Origin of the sequence: Enterobacter sp. SM3 (assembly GCF_009811935.2) — a bacterium.
GTDB classification, from domain to species: domain Bacteria; phylum Pseudomonadota; class Gammaproteobacteria; order Enterobacterales; family Enterobacteriaceae; genus Enterobacter; species Enterobacter asburiae_D.
In genome coordinates, this window is record NZ_CP099971.1 from 1,350,882 (window position 1) to 1,371,159 (window position 20,278).

Sequence of the window (20,278 nt, forward strand, 5' to 3'; positions counted from 1 at the left end):
CATGAAAGGACAATAACATGCCAGAAGGTCCGGAGATCCGCCGCGCGGCGGATAGCCTGGAGGCGGCGATAAAGGGCAAACCGCTGACGGATGTCTGGTTTGCTTTTCCGCAGCTAAAACCGTTTGAATCACAGCTGGTGGGGCAGACGGTGACCCATATTGAAACGCGCGGCAAGGCCTTGCTCACGCACTTTTCCCATAACCTGACGTTATATAGCCATAACCAGCTCTACGGCGTCTGGCGGGTGGTGGAGGCGGACGAGGAGCCGCAAACCACCCGCGTGCTGCGCGTCAGGCTGCAAACGGCGGATAAGGCGATCCTGCTCTATAGCGCGTCGGATATCGAAATGTTAACGCCAGAGCAGCTGCTGACGCACCCGTTTCTGCAGCGGGTCGGGCCGGACGTGCTGGACATGCGCCTGACGGCGAGCGACGTGAAGGCCCGGCTGTTATCACCTAAATTCCGTAACCGACAGTTTTCCGGTCTGTTCCTCGACCAGGCTTTTCTGGCCGGGCTGGGTAACTACCTGAGGGTAGAAATTCTGTGGGAAGTCGGACTGGCGGCACAGCACAAAGCGTCTCAGCTGAATGATGAACAGCTGGAGGCGCTATCCCACGCCCTGCTGGATATTCCGCGGCTGTCCTACAACACGCGCGGCGTGGTGGATGAGAATAGGTATCACGGGGCGCTGTTCCGGTTCAAGGTGTTTCATCGGGCGGGGAAAAAGTGCGAGCGGTGCGGCGGGATTATCGACAGGATTATGCTCTCTTCAAGACCGTTTTACTGGTGCCCGCACTGTCAGAAATAAAAAAGCCGGGTGGCGGCTACGCCTTACCCGGCCTACATTTCGCACTTGTAGGCCCGGCAAGCGAAGCGCCGCCGGGCGTGTTTATTAGCGCTTAATATCAGACTTAAAATCACGCTGCTCGTAGCCGGTATACAGCTGACGAGGACGGGCGATTTTCATGCCTTCGCTGTGCATTTCGTTCCAGTGCGCAATCCAGCCTACGGTACGGGCCATGGCGAAGATTACGGTGAACATGGAAGACGGAATACCCATCGCTTTCAGAATAATGCCAGAGTAGAAATCGACGTTCGGGTAGAGTTTCTTCTCGATGAAGTACGGGTCGTTCAGCGCGATGTGTTCCAGCTCCATCGCCACTTCCAGCAGGTCATCTTTGGTACCCAGCTCTTTCAGCACTTCGTGGCAGGTCTCACGCATGACGGTGGCGCGCGGGTCGTAGTTTTTGTAAACACGGTGACCGAAGCCCATCAGGCGGAAGGAGTCATTCTTGTCTTTCGCGCGACGCACGAACTCAGGAATGTGCTCAACGGTGCTGATCTCTTCCAGCATCTTCAGTGCCGCTTCGTTCGCGCCGCCGTGCGCCGGTCCCCACAGGGAGGCGATGCCCGCAGCGATACAGGCGAACGGGTTCGCGCCTGAAGAGCCCGCGGTACGGACGGTAGAGGTAGAGGCGTTCTGTTCGTGGTCAGCGTGCAGGATCAGAATACGGTCCATCGCGCGTTCCAGCACCGGGTTCACTTCGTACTCTTCGCACGGCGTGGAGAACATCATGCGCAGGAAGTTACCCGCGTAGGAGAGGTCGTTGCGCGGATACACAAACGGCTGGCCGATAGAGTATTTGTAGCACATCGCCGCCATGGTAGGCATTTTGGACAGCAGGCGGAACGCCGCGATATCACGGTGACGCGGGTTATTCACGTCAAGGGAGTCGTGGTAGAACGCCGCCAGCGCACCGGTAATCCCGCACATCACCGCCATTGGGTGAGAGTCACGACGGAACGCATGGAACAGACGGGTAATCTGCTCATGGATCATGGTGTGACGGGTCACGGTGGTTTTGAATTCATCGTACTGTGCCTGCGTCGGTTTTTCGCCGTTCAGCAGGATGTAGCACACTTCCAGATAGTTGGATTCGGTGGCTAACTGATCGATGGGGAAGCCGCGATGGAGCAGGATACCTTCGTCACCGTCAATGTAGGTGATTTTGGATTCGCAAGATGCGGTAGAGGTAAATCCAGGGTCAAAGGTGAACACACCTTTAGAACCCAGCGTACGGATATCAATAACATCCTGACCGAGCGTGCCTTTTAGCACATCCAGTTCAATAGCAGTGTCACCATTTAGGGTGAGCGTTGCCTTTGTATCAGCCATTTACGGTCTCCTTAGCGCCTTATGCTTAAGACTGCGCTTCACCGGATTTGCTTTCAGCTGTAAATCACCGTTACCAGATTGTTATTTGGCTTACCGCTCAGCTCACGAGGACAAACCAGGGTACAGAGCTATGGCGCCTTGCAGGTAAACGAATGAAATATCAGTGAAACAACAGCAAATCAGCGTTTTTGCAGTCCGAATTATTCAAACCTGTATATCACTAATAACTGTCCTGATAACTTCGGTCAATACCATCACACTGTTACATAACTATTTGTCAGGTGAAAGTCAGACCTCATAACTTTTGCGCATTATATGCCTTTTCTGATGACGTTTGTAACAATATTGTTTAACATTTGTCAAATCAGATGATTAAAAATTAAAAAGATGTTGTTATCGTGACCCTGATCACTGTTCCAGAGAAAACCCGACAAACTGTATGTAGGTTAATTGTAATGATTTTGTGAACGGCCTATACTGCCGCCAGGTCTCCGGAACACCCTGCAATCCCGAGCCACCCAGCGTTGTAACGTGTCGTTTTAGCATCTGGAAGCAATGTTTTGCATGACGCGCAGTTATAGAAAAGGAACGCTGCTTGACCCGCATCGCAGTCCGGAGGAAGGAAACAATAAGAACAGCATGTGGGCGTTATTCATGATAAGAAATGTGAAAAAACAAAGACCTGTCAATCTGGATCTCAAAACGATCCGGTTCCCTGTAACAGCAATAGCGTCCATTCTGCACCGTGTGTCCGGTGTGATTACGTTTGTGGCGGTCGGTATTCTGCTGTGGTTGCTGGGGACCAGCCTCTCTTCTCCTGAAGGATTCCTCCAGGCCTCTGCCATCATGAACAGCTTCTTCGTGAAATTCATCATGTGGGGCATTCTGACCGCGCTGGCGTACCACGTCGTCGTGGGTGTCCGCCATATGCTGATGGATTTTGGCTACCTGGAAGAGACTTTCGAAGCCGGGAAACGCTCCGCTAACATTTCATTTGTGATTACAGTCGTGCTTTCACTTCTCGCAGGAGTTCTCGTATGGTAAGCAACGCCTCCGCATTAGGACGCAACGGCGTACATGACTTCATCCTGGTCCGTGCTACCGCCATCGTTCTCACGCTTTACATCATCTATATGATCGGTTTCTTCGCGACCAGCGGCACGCTGACGTGGGAAATCTGGAGTGGGTTCTTCGGCTCCGCCTTCACCAAAGTGTTCACCCTGCTGGCTCTGTTCTCCATCCTTATTCATGCCTGGATTGGCATGTGGCAGGTGTTGACCGATTACGTTAAACCGCTGGCGATTCGCCTCCCGCTGCAGCTGGCCATTGTTGTTGCACTGGTGGTTTACGTTATTTATGGATTCGTTGTGGTGTGGGGTGTGTAATGAAACTGCCAGTCAGAGAATTTGATGCTGTTGTGATTGGTGCCGGTGGCGCAGGTATGCGTGCCGCACTGCAAATTTCCCAGAGCGGCCAGACCTGTGCGCTGCTCTCTAAAGTTTTCCCGACCCGTTCTCACACTGTGTCTGCGCAGGGCGGTATCACCGTTGCGCTGGGTAACTCCCATGAAGACAACTGGGAATGGCACATGTATGACACGGTAAAAGGTTCCGACTACATCGGCGACCAGGATGCCATCGAATATATGTGTAAAACCGGCCCGGAAGCGATTCTGGAGCTGGACCATATGGGTCTGCCGTTCTCCCGTCTGGAAAATGGCACTATCTATCAGCGTCCGTTTGGCGGCCAGTCGAAAAACTTCGGCGGCGAGCAGGCGGCACGCACCGCGGCGGCGGCTGACCGTACCGGTCACGCGCTGCTGCACACCCTGTACCAGCAGAACCTGAAAAACCACACCACCATCTTCTCCGAGTGGTATGCGCTGGATCTGGTGAAAAACGCCGATGGCGCAGTCGTCGGCTGTACCGCGCTGTGCATCGAAACCGGTGAAGTGGTTTATTTCAAAGCCCGCGCTACCGTGCTGGCTACCGGCGGTGCAGGCCGTATCTATCAGTCCACCACGAACGCCCACATCAACACCGGTGATGGCGTCGGTATGGCTATCCGCGCGGGCGTGCCGGTGCAGGATATGGAAATGTGGCAGTTCCACCCAACCGGTATCGCCGGCGCGGGCGTTCTGGTGACGGAAGGCTGCCGTGGTGAAGGTGGTTACCTGCTGAACAAACACGGCGAGCGCTTCATGGAGCGTTATGCCCCGAATGCGAAAGACCTGGCGGGTCGTGACGTGGTGGCGCGTTCCATCATGATCGAAATCCGTGAAGGCCGCGGCTGTGACGGCCCATGGGGTCCACACGCGAAGCTGAAGCTCGACCATCTGGGTAAAGAGGTTCTGGAATCCCGTCTGCCGGGCATCCTGGAACTGTCCCGCACCTTCGCACACGTCGACCCGGTAAAAGAGCCGATTCCGGTTATCCCAACCTGCCACTACATGATGGGCGGTATTCCGACCAAAGTGACCGGTCAGGCGCTGACCGTGAACGAGCAGGGCGAAGACGTGGTCATCCCGGGCCTGTTTGCGGTAGGCGAAATTGCCTGCGTATCCGTACACGGTGCAAACCGTCTGGGCGGCAACTCCCTGCTGGACCTGGTGGTGTTTGGTCGTGCTGTAGGTCTGCATCTGCAGGAATCCATTGCCGAGCAGGGCGCGCTGCGTGATGCGACCGACGACGAAATTGATGCCTCTCTTGAGCGCCTCAACCGCTGGAACGGTAACCGTAACGGCGAAGATCCGGTGGAAATCCGTAAAGCGCTGCAGGAGTGCATGCAGCACAACTTCTCGGTATTCCGTGAAGGCGACGCGATGGCCAAAGGTCTTGAGCAGCTGAAAGCGATCCGCGAGCGTCTGAAAAATGCCCGTCTGGACGACACCTCCAGCGAGTTCAACACCCAGCGCGTTGAGTGCCTGGAGCTGGATAACCTGATGGAAACCGCGTTCGCGACGGCAATGTCGGCAAACTTCCGTACCGAAAGCCGTGGCGCGCATAGCCGCTTCGACTTCCCGGATCGTGATGACGAAAACTGGCTGTGCCATTCCCTGTATCTGCCAGAGTCGGAATCCATGACGCGTCGTAGCGTCAATATGGAACCGAAACTGCGTCCGGCGTTCCCGCCGAAGATTCGTACTTACTAATGCGGAGACAGGATAATGAAACTCGAATTCTCAGTTTATCGTTATAACCCGGATGTTGATGACGCTCCGCGTATGCAGGACTACACCCTGGAAGCGGAAGAAGGTCGCGACATGATGCTGCTGGATGCCTTAATCCAGCTGAAAGAAAAGGATCCAACGCTGTCGTTCCGCCGCTCCTGCCGTGAAGGGGTTTGTGGCTCTGACGGGGTGAACATGAACGGCAAAAATGGCCTGGCCTGCATCACGCCAATTTCAGCGCTGCAGCGTCTTGGTCAGAAAATTGTTATCCGTCCTCTGCCAGGCCTGCCGGTCGTGCGTGATTTGGTGGTAGACATGGGGCAATTCTATGCACAATATGAGAAGATTAAGCCTTACTTATTGAATAATGGGCAAAATCCACCTGCTCGCGAGCACTTACAGTCTCCTGAGCAGCGTGAAAAACTCGATGGGTTGTACGAGTGTATTCTCTGCGCATGCTGTTCAACGTCTTGCCCGTCGTTCTGGTGGAACCCGGACAAGTTTATCGGCCCGGCCGGTCTGCTGGCTGCCTATCGCTTCCTGATCGATAGCCGCGACACCGAAACCGACAGCCGTCTGGAAGGACTGAGTGACGCTTTCAGCGTATTCCGCTGCCATAGCATCATGAACTGCGTCAGTGTGTGTCCTAAGGGGCTGAACCCGACGCGTGCCATCGGCCATATTAAGTCGATGCTGCTGCAGCGCAGTGCGTAAGTAAAAACGCCGGATGGCGCTGCGCTTATCTGGCCTACGTAACAGTAGGCTCGGTAAGCGTAGCGCCGCCGGGCAAATTGCAGAAACCTTTAAAAACTGCCCTGAAGTCTAGACAGTTTCTAAAGGTTCCTTCGCGGGCCAAATGAAAAGAGCTCGCAGGTGAACCCCGGCACGTACACGTGGTGTGCGTGGTAGTTTCTACGGCGAAAGTAAGCATAAAAATGCTTAAGGGATCACGATGCAGAACGGCGCAATGAAAGCCTGGCTGGACTCTTCTTTCCTTTCTGGTGCGAACCAGAGCTGGATTGAACAGCTCTATGAAGACTTCTTAACCGATCCTGACTCAGTGGACGCAAACTGGCGTTCCATGTTCCAGCAGTTGCCTGGCACAGGGGTCAAACCGGATCAATTCCATTCCAAAACACGTGATTATTTCCGTCGTCTGGCGAAGGATGCCTCACGTTACTCTTCTGCGATTTCCGACCCTGACACCAATGCGAAGCAGGTTAAAGTCCTGCAGCTTATCAACGCTTATCGCTTCCGCGGTCACCAGCATGCGAATCTCGATCCGCTGGGACTGTGGAAACAAGACCGTGTGGCCGATCTCGATCCGGCGTATCACGATCTGACCGAGGCCGATTTCCAGGAAAGCTTTAACGTAGGTTCCTTTGCCATCGGCAAAGACACGATGAAGCTGGGCGATCTGATTGACGCGCTCAAGCAAACCTACTGCGGCTCCATCGGCGCGGAATACATGCACATTACCTCTACCGAAGAGAAACGCTGGATCCAGCAGCGCATCGAATCCGTAGCGGGCCACGCGACCTTCTCGGCTGACGAGAAAAAACGCTTCCTGAACGAACTGACTGCAGCGGAAGGGCTTGAGCGCTATCTGGGCGCGAAATTCCCAGGCGCAAAACGCTTCTCGCTGGAAGGCGGCGACGCGCTGGTGCCGATGCTGAAAGAGCTGATTCGTCACGCAGGCAAGAGCGGCACCCGTGAAGTGGTACTGGGTATGGCGCACCGCGGTCGTCTGAACGTGCTGGTCAACGTGCTGGGTAAAAAACCGCAGGACCTGTTCGACGAGTTCGCGGGCAAACATAAAGAACACCTCGGCACCGGCGACGTGAAGTACCACATGGGCTTCTCGTCAGATATCGAAACCGAAGGCGGTCTGGTTCACCTGGCACTGGCGTTTAACCCGTCACACCTGGAAATCGTTAGCCCGGTGGTTATCGGTTCCGTGCGTGCGCGTCTGGATCGTCTGGACGAGCCGAGCAGCAATAAAGTTCTGCCAATCACCATTCACGGCGATGCGGCGGTAACAGGGCAGGGCGTGGTTCAGGAAACCCTGAACATGTCGAAAGCGCGTGGTTACGAAGTGGGCGGTACCGTTCGCATCGTGATCAACAACCAGGTGGGCTTTACCACCTCTAACCCGCTTGATGCGCGTTCTACCCCGTACTGCACCGACATCGGTAAGATGGTGCAGGCGCCAATCTTCCACGTGAATGCGGATGACCCGGAAGCCGTTGCTTTCGTCACCCGTCTGGCGCTCGACTTCCGTAATACCTTTAAACGCGATGTGTTCATTGACCTCTTCTGCTACCGCCGTCACGGCCACAACGAAGCGGACGAGCCAAGTGCAACCCAGCCGTTGATGTATCAGAAAATCAAAAAACACCCGACCCCGCGCAAAATCTATGCTGACAAGCTGGAGAGCGACAAAGTGACGACGCTGGAAGATGCGACCGAAATGGTCAACCTCTACCGCGACGCGCTGGATGCGGGTGAATGCGTGGTGAAAGAGCTGCGCCCGATGAACATGCACTCCTTTACCTGGTCGCCGTACCTCAACCACGAGTGGGATGAGAGCTACCCGAACAAGGTTGAGATGAAGCGCCTGCAGGAGCTGGCTAAACGCATCAGCACCGTACCGGATGCTATCGAGATGCAGTCTCGCGTGCAGAAAATCTACGCTGACCGTCAGTCCATGGCGGCAGGTGAGAAGCTGTTCGACTGGGGCGGTGCGGAAACGCTGGCCTACGCAACGCTGGTTGACGAAGGCATTCCTGTTCGTCTGTCCGGTGAAGATGCGGGCCGCGGTACCTTCTTCCACCGTCACGCGGTTGTTCACAACCAGTCCAACGGTTCAACCTACACCCCGCTGCAGCACGTGCACAACGGTCAGGGCCAGTTCAAGGTCTGGGACTCCGTGCTGTCTGAAGAAGCGGTGCTGGCTTTCGAATACGGTTACGCCACCGCTGAACCACGCACCCTGACCATCTGGGAAGCGCAGTTCGGTGACTTCGCCAACGGTGCGCAGGTGGTTATCGACCAGTTCATCTCCTCCGGCGAGCAGAAATGGGGCCGTATGTGTGGCCTGGTAATGCTGCTGCCGCACGGTTATGAAGGCCAGGGTCCGGAGCACTCCTCCGCGCGTCTGGAACGTTATCTGCAGCTCTGCGCCGAGCAGAACATGCAGGTCTGCGTGCCGTCCACCCCGGCTCAGGTGTACCACATGCTGCGTCGTCAGGCGCTGCGCGGTATGCGCCGTCCGCTGGTGGTGATGTCGCCGAAATCCCTGCTGCGTCATCCGCTGGCGGTGTCCAGCCTGGAAGAACTGGCGAACGGTACCTTCCAGCCGGCCATCGGCGAAATTGACGAGCTGGATCCGCAGGCCGTGAAGCGTGTCGTAATGTGTTCTGGTAAGGTTTATTACGACCTGCTGGAACAGCGCCGTAAGAACGATCAGAAAGATGTCGCCATCGTGCGTATCGAACAGCTTTATCCGTTCCCGCATCAGGCGATGCAGGAAGTGCTGAAACAATATGCTCACGTACATGATTTTGTCTGGTGCCAGGAAGAGCCGCTTAACCAGGGCGCATGGTACTGCAGCCAGCATCATTTCCGTGAAGTGATTCCATTTGGGTCAGCCCTGCGCTATGCAGGTCGCCCGGCCTCCGCCTCTCCGGCGGTAGGGTATATGTCCGTTCACCAGAAGCAGCAACAAGATCTGGTCAATGACGCGCTGAACGTCGATTAATTAAAGGATACAAAATGAGTAGCGTAGATATTCTTGTTCCCGACCTGCCTGAATCCGTAGCAGATGCGACCGTCGCTACCTGGCACAAAAAACCAGGCGATGCCGTTAAGCGCGATGAAGTGCTGGTAGAAATCGAAACTGACAAAGTGGTACTGGAAGTACCGGCTTCGGCGGATGGCGTTCTGGACGCGGTGCTGGAAGATGAAGGTACCACCGTCACCTCTCGTCAGATCCTGGGTCGCCTGCGTGAAGGCAACAGCGCGGGCAAAGAGTCCAGCGCGAAATCTGAAGAAAAAGCCTCTACGCCGGCTCAGCGCCAGCAGGCTTCTCTGGAAGAACAGTCTAACGACGCCCTCAGCCCGGCGATCCGTCGCCTGTTGGCTGAGCACAGCCTTGACCCGGCAGCCATCAAAGGCACCGGTGTGGGCGGTCGTCTGACCCGCGAAGACATCGACAAGCACCTGGCGAAAGCGCCTGCTCAGGCAGAAGCGAAAGCCCCTGCTGCGGCACCGGCAGCACAGCCTGCTCTGGGCGCCCGCAGCGAAAAACGCGTGCCGATGACTCGCCTGCGCAAGCGCGTGGCCGAGCGTCTGCTGGAAGCGAAAAACTCCACCGCGATGCTGACCACCTTCAACGAAGTGAACATGAAGCCAATCATGGACCTGCGTAAGCAGTACGGTGACGCCTTTGAAAAACGTCACGGTATCCGTCTGGGCTTTATGTCCTTCTACGTGAAAGCGGTTGTTGAAGCGCTGAAACGCTACCCGGAAGTGAACGCGTCCATTGATGGCGATGACGTGGTTTACCACAACTATTTTGACGTCAGCATGGCGGTTTCTACCCCACGTGGCCTGGTAACGCCGGTTCTGCGTGATGTAGATACCCTGGGTATGGCTGACATCGAGAAAAACATTAAAGAGCTGGCTGTTAAAGGCCGCGACGGCAAGCTGACCGTAGACGATCTGACCGGCGGTAACTTCACCATTACCAACGGCGGCGTATTCGGCTCGCTGATGTCTACCCCGATCATTAACCCGCCGCAGAGCGCGATCCTGGGTATGCATGCCATTAAAGATCGCCCGATGGCGGTAGACGGTAAAGTTGAGATCCTGCCAATGATGTACCTGGCGCTCTCTTACGACCACCGCCTGATCGACGGCCGCGAGTCCGTGGGCTTCCTGGTAGCGATCAAAGAGCTGCTGGAAGATCCAACGCGTCTGCTGCTGGACGTCTAGTGACTATTTAGCATCACCTGCCCTGTAGGCCGGATAAGCGTAGCGCCATCCGGCACACAGACTGCGCCGGTCTACAGGTTTGAAGATAACGATTACCCTGAAGGATGGATAGAACACATGAACTTACATGAATATCAGGCCAAACAGCTGTTTGCCCGGTATGGCTTACCGGCTCCGGTGGGTTATGCCTGTACTACCCCGCGTGAAGCAGAAGAAGCTGCATCTAAAATCGGTGCTGGCCCGTGGGTAGTTAAGTGTCAGGTTCACGCTGGTGGCCGTGGTAAAGCGGGCGGTGTGAAGGTTGTTAAGAGCAAAGAAGAGATTCGTGCGTTTGCTGAACATTGGCTCGGCAAGCGTCTGGTAACGTACCAGACAGATGCGAACGGCCAGCCGGTTAACCAGATCTTGGTTGAAGCGGCGACCGACATCGCGAAAGAACTGTACCTGGGCGCGGTTGTTGACCGTAGCTCCCGTCGCGTGGTGTTCATGGCGTCTACCGAAGGCGGCGTGGAAATCGAAAAAGTGGCGGAAGAGACCCCGCACCTGATCCACAAAGTGGCAATCGATCCGCTGGCGGGCCCAATGCCTTACCAGGGGCGCGAGCTGGCGTTCAAACTGGGTCTGGAAGGCAAGCTGGTTCAGCAGTTCACCAAGATCTTCATGGGTCTGGCGAACATCTTCCTGGAGCGCGACCTGGCGCTGATCGAGATCAACCCGCTGGTGATCACCACCCAGGGCGACCTGATCTGCCTCGACGGCAAGCTGGGCGCTGACGGCAACGCGCTGTTCCGCCAGTCCGATCTGCGCGAAATGCGCGATCAGTCTCAGGAAGACCCGCGTGAAGCGCAGGCTGCACAGTGGGAGCTCAACTACGTGGCGCTGGACGGCAACATCGGCTGTATGGTTAACGGTGCGGGCCTGGCAATGGGCACCATGGACATCGTTAAGCTGCACGGCGGTGAGCCAGCAAACTTCCTCGACGTAGGCGGTGGCGCAACCAAAGAGCGCGTAACCGAAGCGTTCAAAATCATCCTCTCTGACGACAACGTGAAGGCCGTTCTGGTGAACATCTTCGGCGGCATCGTCCGTTGCGATCTGATCGCCGACGGTATCATCGGTGCGGTAGAAGAAGTGGGTGTTAACGTTCCGGTTGTTGTACGTCTGGAAGGTAACAACGCTGAACTCGGCGCGAAAAAACTGGCTGACAGCGGCCTGAATATTATTGCAGCGAAAAGTCTGACGGATGCAGCTCAGCAGGTTGTTGCCGCAGTGGAGGGGAAATAATGTCAGTTTTAATCAATAAAGATACCAAGGTTATCTGCCAGGGCTTCACCGGTAGCCAGGGGACTTTCCACTCCGAACAGGCGATTGCCTACGGCACGCAGATGGTTGGCGGCGTAACGCCAGGTAAAGGCGGCACCACGCACCTGGGCCTGCCGGTGTTTAACACCGTGCGTGAAGCCGTAGAAGCGACGGGCGCAACCGCGACCGTGATCTACGTTCCGGCTCCGTTCTGCAAAGACTCCATTCTGGAAGCGATCGACGCAGGCATCAAGCTGATCATCACCATCACTGAAGGCATCCCGACCCTGGATATGCTGACCGTGAAGGTGAAGCTGGATGAAGCAGGCGTGCGCATGATCGGCCCGAACTGCCCAGGCGTTATCACTCCGGGCGAATGCAAAATCGGCATCATGCCGGGCCACATTCACAAGCCGGGCAAAGTGGGCATCGTGTCCCGTTCCGGTACCCTGACCTATGAAGCGGTTAAGCAGACCACCGACTACGGCTTCGGCCAGTCCACCTGCGTGGGCATCGGCGGTGACCCGATCCCGGGCTCTAACTTCATCGACATCCTGAAGCTGTTCCAGGAAGATCCACAGACCGAAGCGATCGTGATGATCGGTGAGATCGGTGGTAGCGCGGAAGAAGAAGCGGCTGCTTACATCAAAGAACACGTGACCAAGCCGGTTGTGGGTTACATCGCTGGTGTGACCGCGCCGAAAGGCAAGCGTATGGGTCATGCAGGCGCGATCATCGCCGGTGGTAAAGGTACGGCTGATGAGAAATTCGCAGCGCTGGAAGCCGCAGGCGTGAAAACCGTTCGCAGCCTGGCGGATATCGGCGAAGCACTGAAATCCATCATTAAGTAAGTCCTCTCTGCTCCCCGAAAGGGGGCGTTGAAGTATAAAAATGTCCGTTTCGACATGGTTGGCCGCTGTAAAGCGGCCTTTTTTATTGCCTGCGTTTGGCTACGAGAGTGAACTTGTAATCGTCGGTATTGAACACGTTGCGGCTGTATTCAAATACCCGTCCGTCCTTCAGAAACCCGCGGGAGACTTTTTCCAGGATCGGCTTCGCCGGATCGAGCGACAGCGCGGCAATCGCCTCTTCTGACGGCATGATCGGCACCAGCTCCTGCTCGCTGCGATCGATAACCAGCTTTTTGATCCGCTCAACGTAGTGGTATTTCGAATTCTCCATCACTTCCCAGGTGAGGTCGGGGAACATCGCCAGCGGCATCCACGTTTCTTCCAGATTCACCGGTTTCTGTTTGATAAAGCGGACTCGTTTGACGTGCCAGACTTTATCGTCCGGGTTGATCGCCAGCCTTGCTGCGAGCCGCTCATCGGCTTTGACCACTTCGAAGACGCTGACGTCGCTGTGCGTATCCACGTTCCGGTCCGCCAGCTTTTCGTAAAAGCCGGTGAGCTGGTAAATGTCGTAGTTAACACGCTCTTCTTTTACGTAGGTGCCGCTGCCCTGAATGCTCTCGACGATCTGCTCTTCCGTAAGCAGCTTCAGCGCCTGTCTCACCGTTACACGGCTGACGTTGAACGCCTCCTGAAGGCTGGATTCCGTCGGTAGCGCATCGCCGGGTTTTAACTCACCCGCATTGATTTTCTCGCGAAGCGCATCGGCTATCTGCCGGTACATCGGTTTGTTACCCATAGAATCTGCCTTTCTAATACCTTTTCACGGAATTATGCCTTCGGCGTAAAATTTGTAAATAATACAATTTAAATACAAATTTGCGTTGTTAGTGAAAATGATCACATAAATGTATTGTATTGCCTGCCACAATTGCCGCCAGACAATAACAACTTACGTGTGAGGATCTTATGAACCTGACGACTCTGACCCATCCCAGCGCTGTCTGCGTGCAGGCTCACTATGCCAGCCGTGATGAGGCAATTCGCCAGCTTACGATGCGGCTGGTGGCGCTGGGCAAAATTACCGATGGCGATGCGTTTCTGGCGGAGGTCTACCGTCGCGAATCGCAGGGGCCAACCGCACTGGGAGAAGGGCTGGCTGTCCCGCATGGTAAATCGACCGTAGTGAAAGAAGCGGCTTTTGCGGTGGCCACATTGAGCAAACCGCTGGAGTGGGAGGGCGTGGACGGCCCGGAAAATGTTGAACTCATTTTCCTGCTTGCCATTCCACCTGCCGAAGCAGGATCCACGCATATTCAGATATTAACAGAGCTGACGTCTCGCCTGGCGGATGACGCCCTTCGGGCACGCGTGATGGCGGCAACCACGGCGGAGGGGCTACTTGCTGCGCTGGAGGATGCGCCCCAGCAGGAAGAGGTTACCGTCCTGGTGAATGCGCCAACGGTTGTCTGCGTCACCGCCTGTCCGGCCGGAATTGCCCATACCTATATGGCAGCTGAGTACCTGGAAAAAGCGGGACGTAAGCTGGGCATCAACGTTGTGGTCGAAAAGCAAGGGGCGAATGGCATTGAGGGGCGCATCACCGCGCAGCAGTTGCAGGAGGCCAAAGCGTGCATCTTTGCGGCAGAAGTGGCGATCAAAGAGAGCGAGCGATTCGAGGGCATTCCAACACTTTCGGTACCGGTTGCGGAACCGCTGCGCCATGCCGAAGCGTTAATTGAGCGTGCACTGGCATTACGGTCTTCGTCTGAAGCGCAGCCCGGACAGGCAGAAAAAAAGAGCGTTAAAACTGAGCTCAAGCAGGCGCTCCTTAGCGGTATCTCCTTTGCGGTGCCGCTGATCGTCGCCGGCGGGACGGTGCTGGCCGTGTCGGTACTGCTAGCGCAAATCCTCGGCCTGCAGCACCTGTTCGACCAGGAAAACTCATGGCTGTGGATGTACCGCAAGCTTGGCGGCGGCATGCTCGGCATTTTAATGGTCCCCGTTCTTGCGGCCTATACCGCTTACTCGCTGGCGGATAAACCCGCGCTGACGCCGGGCTTTGCGGCCGGTCTTGCGGCCAATATGATCGGCTCCGGTTTTCTCGGCGCTATCGTCGGCGGGCTGATCGCGGGTTACCTGATGCGCTGGGTAAAAAATCACATTCGCCTGAGTAGCCGCTTCAACGGCTTTTTAACCTTTTATCTCTATCCGGTTATTGGCGTACTGGGTGCGGGCAGCCTGATGCTGTTCGTGGTCGGTGAGCCGGTGGCCTGGCTTAATACTACGCTCACCGCCTGGCTTAACGGTTTGTCCGGCGCGAATGCGCTGCTTCTGGGGGCGATCCTCGGGTTTATGTGCTCATTCGATTTGGGTGGCCCGGTCAACAAGGCTTCTTACGCGTTCTGTCTGGGAGCGATGGCTAACGGGGTATACGGCCCCTATGCCATCTTTGCCTCCGTCAAAATGGTGTCGGCCTTCACCGTCACGGCGTCAACGATGCTGGCACCGAAACTGTTTAAACCGTTTGAAATTGAAACCGGTAAATCCACCTGGCTGCTCGGCCTTGCGGGCATCACCGAAGGGGCGATTCCGATGGCGATTGAAGATCCGCTTCGCGTAATCGGTTCATTTGTGCTCGGCTCCATGGTAACTGGCGCGATTGTCGGCGCGATGGGGATCGGGTTGTCCACGCCGGGGGCCGGTATTTTCTCTCTCTTTTTACTTCACGATGCCGGGTTGAGCGGTGTGGTTGCGGCGGCGGGCTGGTTTGGCGCGGCGCTGATGGGGACCGCTATCTCCACCTTTATTCTGCTGCTCTGGCGACGCCAGGCGGTGAAAAACGGCAACTACGTCACTGAAGACGCCATACCGTAACAACGCACAAACAGGAAACGAAGATGAAAGCTGTATCTCGCGTTCATATCACGCCGCATATGCACTGGGACCGTGAGTGGTACTTCACCACCGAAGAGTCGCGTATTCTTCTGGTCAATAATATGGAAGAGATCCTGACCCGTCTGGAGCAGGATGACGAGTATAAATATTATGTCCTCGATGGACAGACGGCGGTGCTGGAGGATTATTTTGCCGTCGTGCCTGAAAACCGCTCGCGGGTGAAAGCGCTTGTAGAGCGCGGAAAGCTGATTATCGGCCCCTGGTATACCCAGACCGATACCACGATTGTCAGCGGCGAGTCGATTGTCCGCAACCTGATGTACGGCATGCGCGACTGCATGGCGTTCGGTGAGCCGATGAAGATCGGCTATCTGCCGGATTCGTTTGGTATGTCCGGCCAGCTTCCGCATATCTATAACGGGTTTGGCATTACCCGCACGATGTTCTGGCGCGGCTGTTCTGAACGACACGGGACTGACAAAACCGAGTTTCTCTGGCAGAGCCAGGACGGCAGTGAAGTGACGGCGCAGGTGCTGCCGCTGGGCTACGCGATTGGTAAGTACTTACCGGAGGACGAAGCAGGGCTGCGAAAACGGCTCGACAGCTACTTCGAGGTCCTGGAAAACGCCTCCGTCACCAAAGAGATTTTACTTCCTAACGGCCATGACCAGATGCCGCTGCAGCAGAACATTTTCGCGGTGATGGATAAGCTTCGAGAAATCTATCCCCAGCGTCAATTCGTGATGAGTCGGTTCGAAGAGGTGTTTGATTATATCGACGCGCACCGCGATGGGCTGGCGACGCTAAAAGGGGAGTTTATCGACGGGAAATACATGCGCGTCCACCGGACCATCGGCTCCACGCGCATGGATATCAAAATCGCCCATGCGCGTATTGAGAACAAAATTGTCAATATCCTCGAGCCGCTGGCGGCGCTTGCCTGGACGCTGGGCTTCGACTACCACCACGGCCTGCTGGAGAAGATGTGGAAAGAGATCCTCAAAAACCACGCTCACGACAGCATCGGCTGCTGCTGTAGCGATAAGGTGCACCGCGAGATTGTCTCCCGCTTTGAGCTGGCGGAGGACATGGCGGACAACCTGGTGCGTTTCTATATGCGCAAGATTGTCGACAATATGCCGCAAAGCGACGCCGATAAGCTGGTGATGTTCAACCTGGTGCCCTGGCCGCGCGAAGAGGTGATGAACACCACGATTCGGCTGCGGGCCAGCCAGTTCAGACTGCGGGATGAAAAAGGCAACGAGATCCCCTATTTCATTCGCAGCGCGCGCGAACTCGACCCCGGCCTTATTGACCGGCAGATTGTCCATTATGGCAATTACGAGCCGTTTATGGAGTTTGATATTCAGCTCAGCCAGATACTGCCGTCGATGGGCTACCGTACGCTGTATATCGAACCGAACGTGGCCGGGAAGGTGCTCCCGGCGGTGAAAAACACCGAATCCTTACTTGAAAATGCCTTCTGGCAGATTGATTTAAACGATGACGGCACGCTGCGCCTGCGCGACAAAGAAACCGGGCTTATTTATGACCGCGTACTGGAAATCGAAGAGAGTTCGGACGATGGCGATGAGTACGACTATTCACCTTCCCGGGAAGAGTGGAGGCTCACTTCAGCGCAGGGTGAACATGAGGTTGAGGTCACGCACGAAGGCTGGCAGAGCAGGGCGGCTATCCGCCATCGGATCGCCGTTCCGGCAAATCTGGCCGAACGCGCGGCGCGCCAGCGAAACGGCTCGCTCAACGTGGAGTTTGACGTCACGCTTAGCCATAACAGCAGGCGTATTAATGTGGCCGTGCGTCTGGATAATCAGGCTGACGACCACCGCGTTCGCGTGCTGATCCCAACGCCGTTTATGACAGAGGACGTGTTAGCGGATACGCAGTTTGGCTCGCTCACTCGCCCGGTGCAGGACGCGGCGATGGCGACCTGGCAGGTGGAGGGCTGGAAAGAAGCGCCGGTTCCCGTCTGGAATTTACTCAACTATGCCGTCCTGCAGGAAAAGCGCAACGGGCTGGCGCTCTTCACCGAGGGACTGCGCGAGTTTGAAGTGGTGGGCGATGACAAAAAAGCATTCGCCTTAACCTTGCTGCGCGGCGTGGGGCTGCTCGGGAAAGAAGATTTGCTGTTGCGTCCAGGCAGGCCTTCCGGGATCAAACTGCCTGTTCCTGACTCTCAGGTGCGCGGGCCGTTAACCTGTCGCTTTAGCCTTTTCAGCTTCAGCGGTACGCCGGAAAACGCGGGCGTCGCACAGCAGGCTAAATCGTGGTTAACGCCGGTGCAGTGCTATAACAAAATTCCCTGGGATGCGATGAAACTGAATCGCGCGTCGTTTACCGCGCCGGAAAGCTACAGTCTGTTAGCGCTTTCGCCAACGGGATGCGTGCTCAGTACGCTCAAAAAGGCTGAAGATCGTGATGAGCTCATTCTCCGCCTGTTCAACCCTTCGGCGTCCAGCGCATGTGATACAACGGCGTCTATTAATCCGGCGGTGAAACGGTGGCGCGAAACGGACATGAACGAACGGATAATGGATGGATGTGAAGAAGAGGGCATTGTCGGGGCATTCAGGCCGGGGCAGTCGCGAACCTTTAGCATTCTTATCGCCTGAGCACCGTGATACGAAAAAAGGCTGTAGTCAGGGCAGCCTTTTTCATTAAATAGTCACACAGCGGTGTTAACTTATGAGGCATTAAAAGTAAATTAAATGTAATTTCGAAGGGTTGCATAAATGCAATGGAAAAATAATCTGGCCCGACTACGCTTTATTGTTTGTCCTTCACTGAAATGTTGCTCTCTTTAGCGTTAATTAAAATCACTTCTGTTTATATCCTTCCCCGTCTTCGATAACCAATCTCATGTTTGTATGCACATATCATTAACATGGTTTTTACCATTCTCACCATGATTAAACATGGTTAACATCAATGATTGTTTTTGATTTAAATCAAAGTTTAATCCTTGGAAAAAGACGCTGAAAAGCGCTAAATTGTCCCCGATCAAAATGGCCGAAAAGTGGTAATTTTGCTATAAATTGATCACCGTCGAAAAACGTAAATGTGATTCAATAAAAACCTGTTTATTGTAAGGGTTTTGCAGCGTATTATATTTGCGGGATCAATTTGAGTTTTTTATTAACGTATTTGTAACCTCACGTCATCGTTTTTATCCTTCTTCAGGGTAATAACGACGACAAGGATGCGAATAATTTGTATTGGGGCATGCGTGTGGATCTCTCTCTGACGGGGTTCACTCTCGGAGTCTTCATGCGATGAGCAAGGAGTCATGATGTTAGATATAGTCGAACTGTCGCGCTTACAGTTTGCCTTGACCGCGATGTACCACTTCCTGTTTGTGCCACTGACGCTCGGTATGGCGTTCCTGCTGGCCATTATGGAAACGGTATACGTTCTCTCCGGCAAACAGATTTATAAAGATATGACCAAGTTCTGGGGCAAGTTGTTTGGTATCAACTTCGCACTGGGCGTGGCAACCGGTTTGACCATGGAGTTCCAGTTCGGGACTAACTGGTCTTACTATTCCCACTATGTAGGGGATATCTTCGGTGCGCCGCTGGCCATTGAAGGTCTGATGGCATTCTTCCTCGAATCCACCTTTGTAGGTCTGTTCTTCTTCGGTTGGGACCGTCTGGGTAAAGTCCAGCATATGGCGGTGACCTGGCTGGTGGCATTAGGTTCGAACCTGTCCGCGCTGTGGATCCTGGTGGCGAACGGCTGGATGCAGAACCCTATCGCGTCTGATTTCAACTTCGAAACCATGCGTATGGAGATGGTCAGCTTTGCCGAGCTGGTCCTGAACCCGGTTGCGCAGGTTAAATTCGTTCACACCGTCGCTTCTGGCTATGTGTGCGGCGCGATGTTTATCCTGGGTATCAGTTCTTACTACATGCTGCGCGGTCGTGATTTCGCGTTTGCTAAGCGCTCCTTTGCTATCGCTGCAAGCTTCGGTATGGCTGCAATCCTCTCTGTTATCGTTCTGGGTGATGAATCCGGTTACGAAATGGGTGACGTGCAGAAAACCAAGCTGGCCGCCATCGAAGCCGAATGGGAAACCCAACCGGCGCCTGCTGCCTTTACGCTGTTCGGTATTCCCGATCAGGACGCGCAGGAAAACCGCTTCGCTATTCAGATCCCTTACGCGCTGGGTATCATCGCCACCCGTTCTGTTGATAAGCAGGTGACCGGTCTGAAAGAGCTGATGGTTCAGCACGAAGAGCGTATCCGTAACGGTATGAAAGCCTACTCGCTGCTGGAACAGCTGCGTGCCGGTTCTACCGACCAGGCCGTTCGCGACCAGTTCAACAACGTGAAGAAAGATCTGGGTTACGGTCTGCTCCTGAAACGCTATACCCCGAACGTTTCTGATGCGACAGAAGCACAGATCCAGATGGCAACCAAAGACTCGATTCCACGCGTTGCGCCACTGTACTTCGCATTCCGTATCATGGTGGGCTGCGGCATCATCATGCTGCTGATTATTGCGGCGTCCTTCTGGTCCGTGATTCGCAACCGCATCGGCGAGAAAAAATGGCTGCTGCGCACCGCGCTGTACGGTATTCCACTGCCGTGGATCGCGATCGAATCCGGCTGGTTTGTTGCGGAGTATGGCCGTCAGCCATGGGCGATTGGTGAGGTACTGCCAACGGCGGTAGCGAACTCTTCCCTGACAGCGGGCGACCTGATCTTCTCCATGCTGCTGATTTGTGGTCTGTACACCCTGTTCCTGGTGGCTGAACTGTTCCTGATGTTCAAGTTCGCGCGCCTTGGCCCAAGCAGCCTGAAAACCGGTCGCTATCACTACGAGCAGTCCACCGCGACTACTCAGCCGGCACGCTAAGACAGGA

At 55.2% G+C, this 20,278-nt stretch carries 14 protein-coding genes; 12 read left to right on the forward strand and 2 right to left on the reverse strand.

What is annotated here, in order from left to right:
* Nucleotides 1–17: 17 nt before the first annotated feature.
* Nucleotides 18–809: an endonuclease VIII gene (gene nei / locus GVO84_RS06255; protein ID WP_159513665.1), complete on the forward strand. Its 792-nt coding sequence runs from the start codon at nucleotides 18–20 to the stop codon at nucleotides 807–809.
* Nucleotides 810–893: 84 nt separating this feature from the next.
* Here nei and GVO84_RS06260 read toward each other — a convergent pair whose 3' ends face one another.
* The gene (locus tag GVO84_RS06260) at nucleotides 894–2,177 is read right to left on the reverse strand and encodes a citrate synthase (protein ID WP_023334930.1); all 1,284 of its coding nucleotides are present in this window, start codon (nucleotides 2,175–2,177) and stop codon (nucleotides 894–896) included.
* A gap of 639 nt (nucleotides 2,178–2,816) precedes the next feature.
* Between GVO84_RS06260 and sdhC the strand changes: the two genes are divergently transcribed.
* From sdhC to sucD, 8 genes are all read left to right on the forward strand, one after another.
* Nucleotides 2,817–3,221: a succinate dehydrogenase cytochrome b556 subunit gene (gene sdhC, locus GVO84_RS06265; RefSeq protein WP_020684965.1), complete on the forward strand. Its 405-nt coding sequence runs from the start codon at nucleotides 2,817–2,819 to the stop codon at nucleotides 3,219–3,221.
* Nucleotides 3,215–3,562: a succinate dehydrogenase membrane anchor subunit gene (sdhD, locus tag GVO84_RS06270; RefSeq protein WP_008501088.1), complete on the forward strand. Its 348-nt coding sequence runs from the start codon at nucleotides 3,215–3,217 to the stop codon at nucleotides 3,560–3,562. The genes sdhC and sdhD overlap by 7 nt, the downstream gene beginning before the upstream one ends.
* Nucleotides 3,562–5,328 (forward strand): succinate dehydrogenase flavoprotein subunit, encoded by a 1,767-nt coding sequence (gene sdhA / locus GVO84_RS06275; RefSeq protein WP_014883036.1) that lies wholly within the window; start codon nucleotides 3,562–3,564, stop codon nucleotides 5,326–5,328. The genes sdhD and sdhA overlap by 1 nt, the downstream gene beginning before the upstream one ends.
* A 15-nt stretch (nucleotides 5,329–5,343) precedes the next feature.
* Nucleotides 5,344–6,060, forward strand: a complete 717-nt coding sequence (gene sdhB / locus GVO84_RS06280) for a succinate dehydrogenase iron-sulfur subunit SdhB (RefSeq protein ID WP_048990046.1) — start codon at nucleotides 5,344–5,346, stop codon at nucleotides 6,058–6,060.
* A gap of 238 nt (nucleotides 6,061–6,298) precedes the next feature.
* Nucleotides 6,299–9,106, forward strand: coding sequence for a 2-oxoglutarate dehydrogenase E1 component (gene sucA / locus GVO84_RS06285; protein WP_121425437.1), 2,808 nt, complete (start codon nucleotides 6,299–6,301; stop codon nucleotides 9,104–9,106).
* A gap of 14 nt (nucleotides 9,107–9,120) precedes the next feature.
* Nucleotides 9,121–10,341, forward strand: coding sequence for a 2-oxoglutarate dehydrogenase complex dihydrolipoyllysine-residue succinyltransferase (gene odhB, locus GVO84_RS06290; protein ID WP_008501093.1), 1,221 nt, complete (start codon nucleotides 9,121–9,123; stop codon nucleotides 10,339–10,341).
* A gap of 117 nt (nucleotides 10,342–10,458) precedes the next feature.
* Nucleotides 10,459–11,625: an ADP-forming succinate--CoA ligase subunit beta gene (gene sucC / locus GVO84_RS06295; RefSeq protein WP_047347067.1), complete on the forward strand. Its 1,167-nt coding sequence runs from the start codon at nucleotides 10,459–10,461 to the stop codon at nucleotides 11,623–11,625.
* Nucleotides 11,625–12,494, forward strand: a complete 870-nt coding sequence (sucD, locus tag GVO84_RS06300) for a succinate--CoA ligase subunit alpha (protein ID WP_008501094.1) — start codon at nucleotides 11,625–11,627, stop codon at nucleotides 12,492–12,494. Before sucC ends, sucD begins: the two co-directional genes overlap by 1 nt.
* A gap of 82 nt (nucleotides 12,495–12,576) precedes the next feature.
* Here sucD and GVO84_RS06305 read toward each other — a convergent pair whose 3' ends face one another.
* Complete coding sequence (locus tag GVO84_RS06305) at nucleotides 12,577–13,293, reverse strand: GntR family transcriptional regulator (protein ID WP_159513666.1); 717 nt, start codon at nucleotides 13,291–13,293, stop codon at nucleotides 12,577–12,579.
* Nucleotides 13,294–13,463: 170 nt separating this feature from the next.
* On the opposite strand from GVO84_RS06305, the gene mngA reads away from it, so the two are divergent.
* The 3 genes from mngA (at nucleotide 13,464) to cydA (ending at nucleotide 20,271) form a co-directional block, all read left to right on the forward strand.
* Nucleotides 13,464–15,371, forward strand: coding sequence for a PTS 2-O-a-mannosyl-D-glycerate transporter subunit IIABC (gene mngA, locus GVO84_RS06310; protein WP_159513667.1), 1,908 nt, complete (start codon nucleotides 13,464–13,466; stop codon nucleotides 15,369–15,371).
* 23 nt (nucleotides 15,372–15,394) lie between these two features.
* Nucleotides 15,395–18,025 carry a mannosylglycerate hydrolase gene (gene mngB / locus GVO84_RS06315; protein WP_159513668.1) on the forward strand — a complete coding sequence of 877 codons (2,631 nt, stop codon included), beginning with the start codon at nucleotides 15,395–15,397 and terminating at the stop codon, nucleotides 18,023–18,025.
* A 677-nt stretch (nucleotides 18,026–18,702) separates the two neighbouring features.
* Nucleotides 18,703–20,271: a cytochrome ubiquinol oxidase subunit I gene (cydA, locus tag GVO84_RS06320; protein WP_032661145.1), complete on the forward strand. Its 1,569-nt coding sequence runs from the start codon at nucleotides 18,703–18,705 to the stop codon at nucleotides 20,269–20,271.
* The last annotated feature ends 7 nt before the right edge of the window (nucleotides 20,272–20,278 follow it).

What these genes read in the sequence shown, in the direction of transcription:
- nei (WP_159513665.1), top strand. Translation starts at nt 18, where the DNA reads ATGCCAGAAGGTCCGGAGATCCGCCGCGCGGCGGATAGCCTGGAGGCG.
- GVO84_RS06260 (WP_023334930.1), bottom strand. Translation starts at nt 2,177, where the DNA reads ATGGCTGATACAAAGGCAACGCTCACCCTAAATGGTGACACTGCTATT.
- sdhC (WP_020684965.1), top strand. Translation starts at nt 2,817, where the DNA reads ATGTGGGCGTTATTCATGATAAGAAATGTGAAAAAACAAAGACCTGTC.
- sdhD (WP_008501088.1), top strand. Translation starts at nt 3,215, where the DNA reads ATGGTAAGCAACGCCTCCGCATTAGGACGCAACGGCGTACATGACTTC.
- sdhA (WP_014883036.1), top strand. Translation starts at nt 3,562, where the DNA reads ATGAAACTGCCAGTCAGAGAATTTGATGCTGTTGTGATTGGTGCCGGT.
- sdhB (WP_048990046.1), top strand. Translation starts at nt 5,344, where the DNA reads ATGAAACTCGAATTCTCAGTTTATCGTTATAACCCGGATGTTGATGAC.
- sucA (WP_121425437.1), top strand. Translation starts at nt 6,299, where the DNA reads ATGCAGAACGGCGCAATGAAAGCCTGGCTGGACTCTTCTTTCCTTTCT.
- odhB (WP_008501093.1), top strand. Translation starts at nt 9,121, where the DNA reads ATGAGTAGCGTAGATATTCTTGTTCCCGACCTGCCTGAATCCGTAGCA.
- sucC (WP_047347067.1), top strand. Translation starts at nt 10,459, where the DNA reads ATGAACTTACATGAATATCAGGCCAAACAGCTGTTTGCCCGGTATGGC.
- sucD (WP_008501094.1), top strand. Translation starts at nt 11,625, where the DNA reads ATGTCAGTTTTAATCAATAAAGATACCAAGGTTATCTGCCAGGGCTTC.
- GVO84_RS06305 (WP_159513666.1), bottom strand. Translation starts at nt 13,293, where the DNA reads ATGGGTAACAAACCGATGTACCGGCAGATAGCCGATGCGCTTCGCGAG.
- mngA (WP_159513667.1), top strand. Translation starts at nt 13,464, where the DNA reads ATGAACCTGACGACTCTGACCCATCCCAGCGCTGTCTGCGTGCAGGCT.
- mngB (WP_159513668.1), top strand. Translation starts at nt 15,395, where the DNA reads ATGAAAGCTGTATCTCGCGTTCATATCACGCCGCATATGCACTGGGAC.
- cydA (WP_032661145.1), top strand. Translation starts at nt 18,703, where the DNA reads ATGTTAGATATAGTCGAACTGTCGCGCTTACAGTTTGCCTTGACCGCG.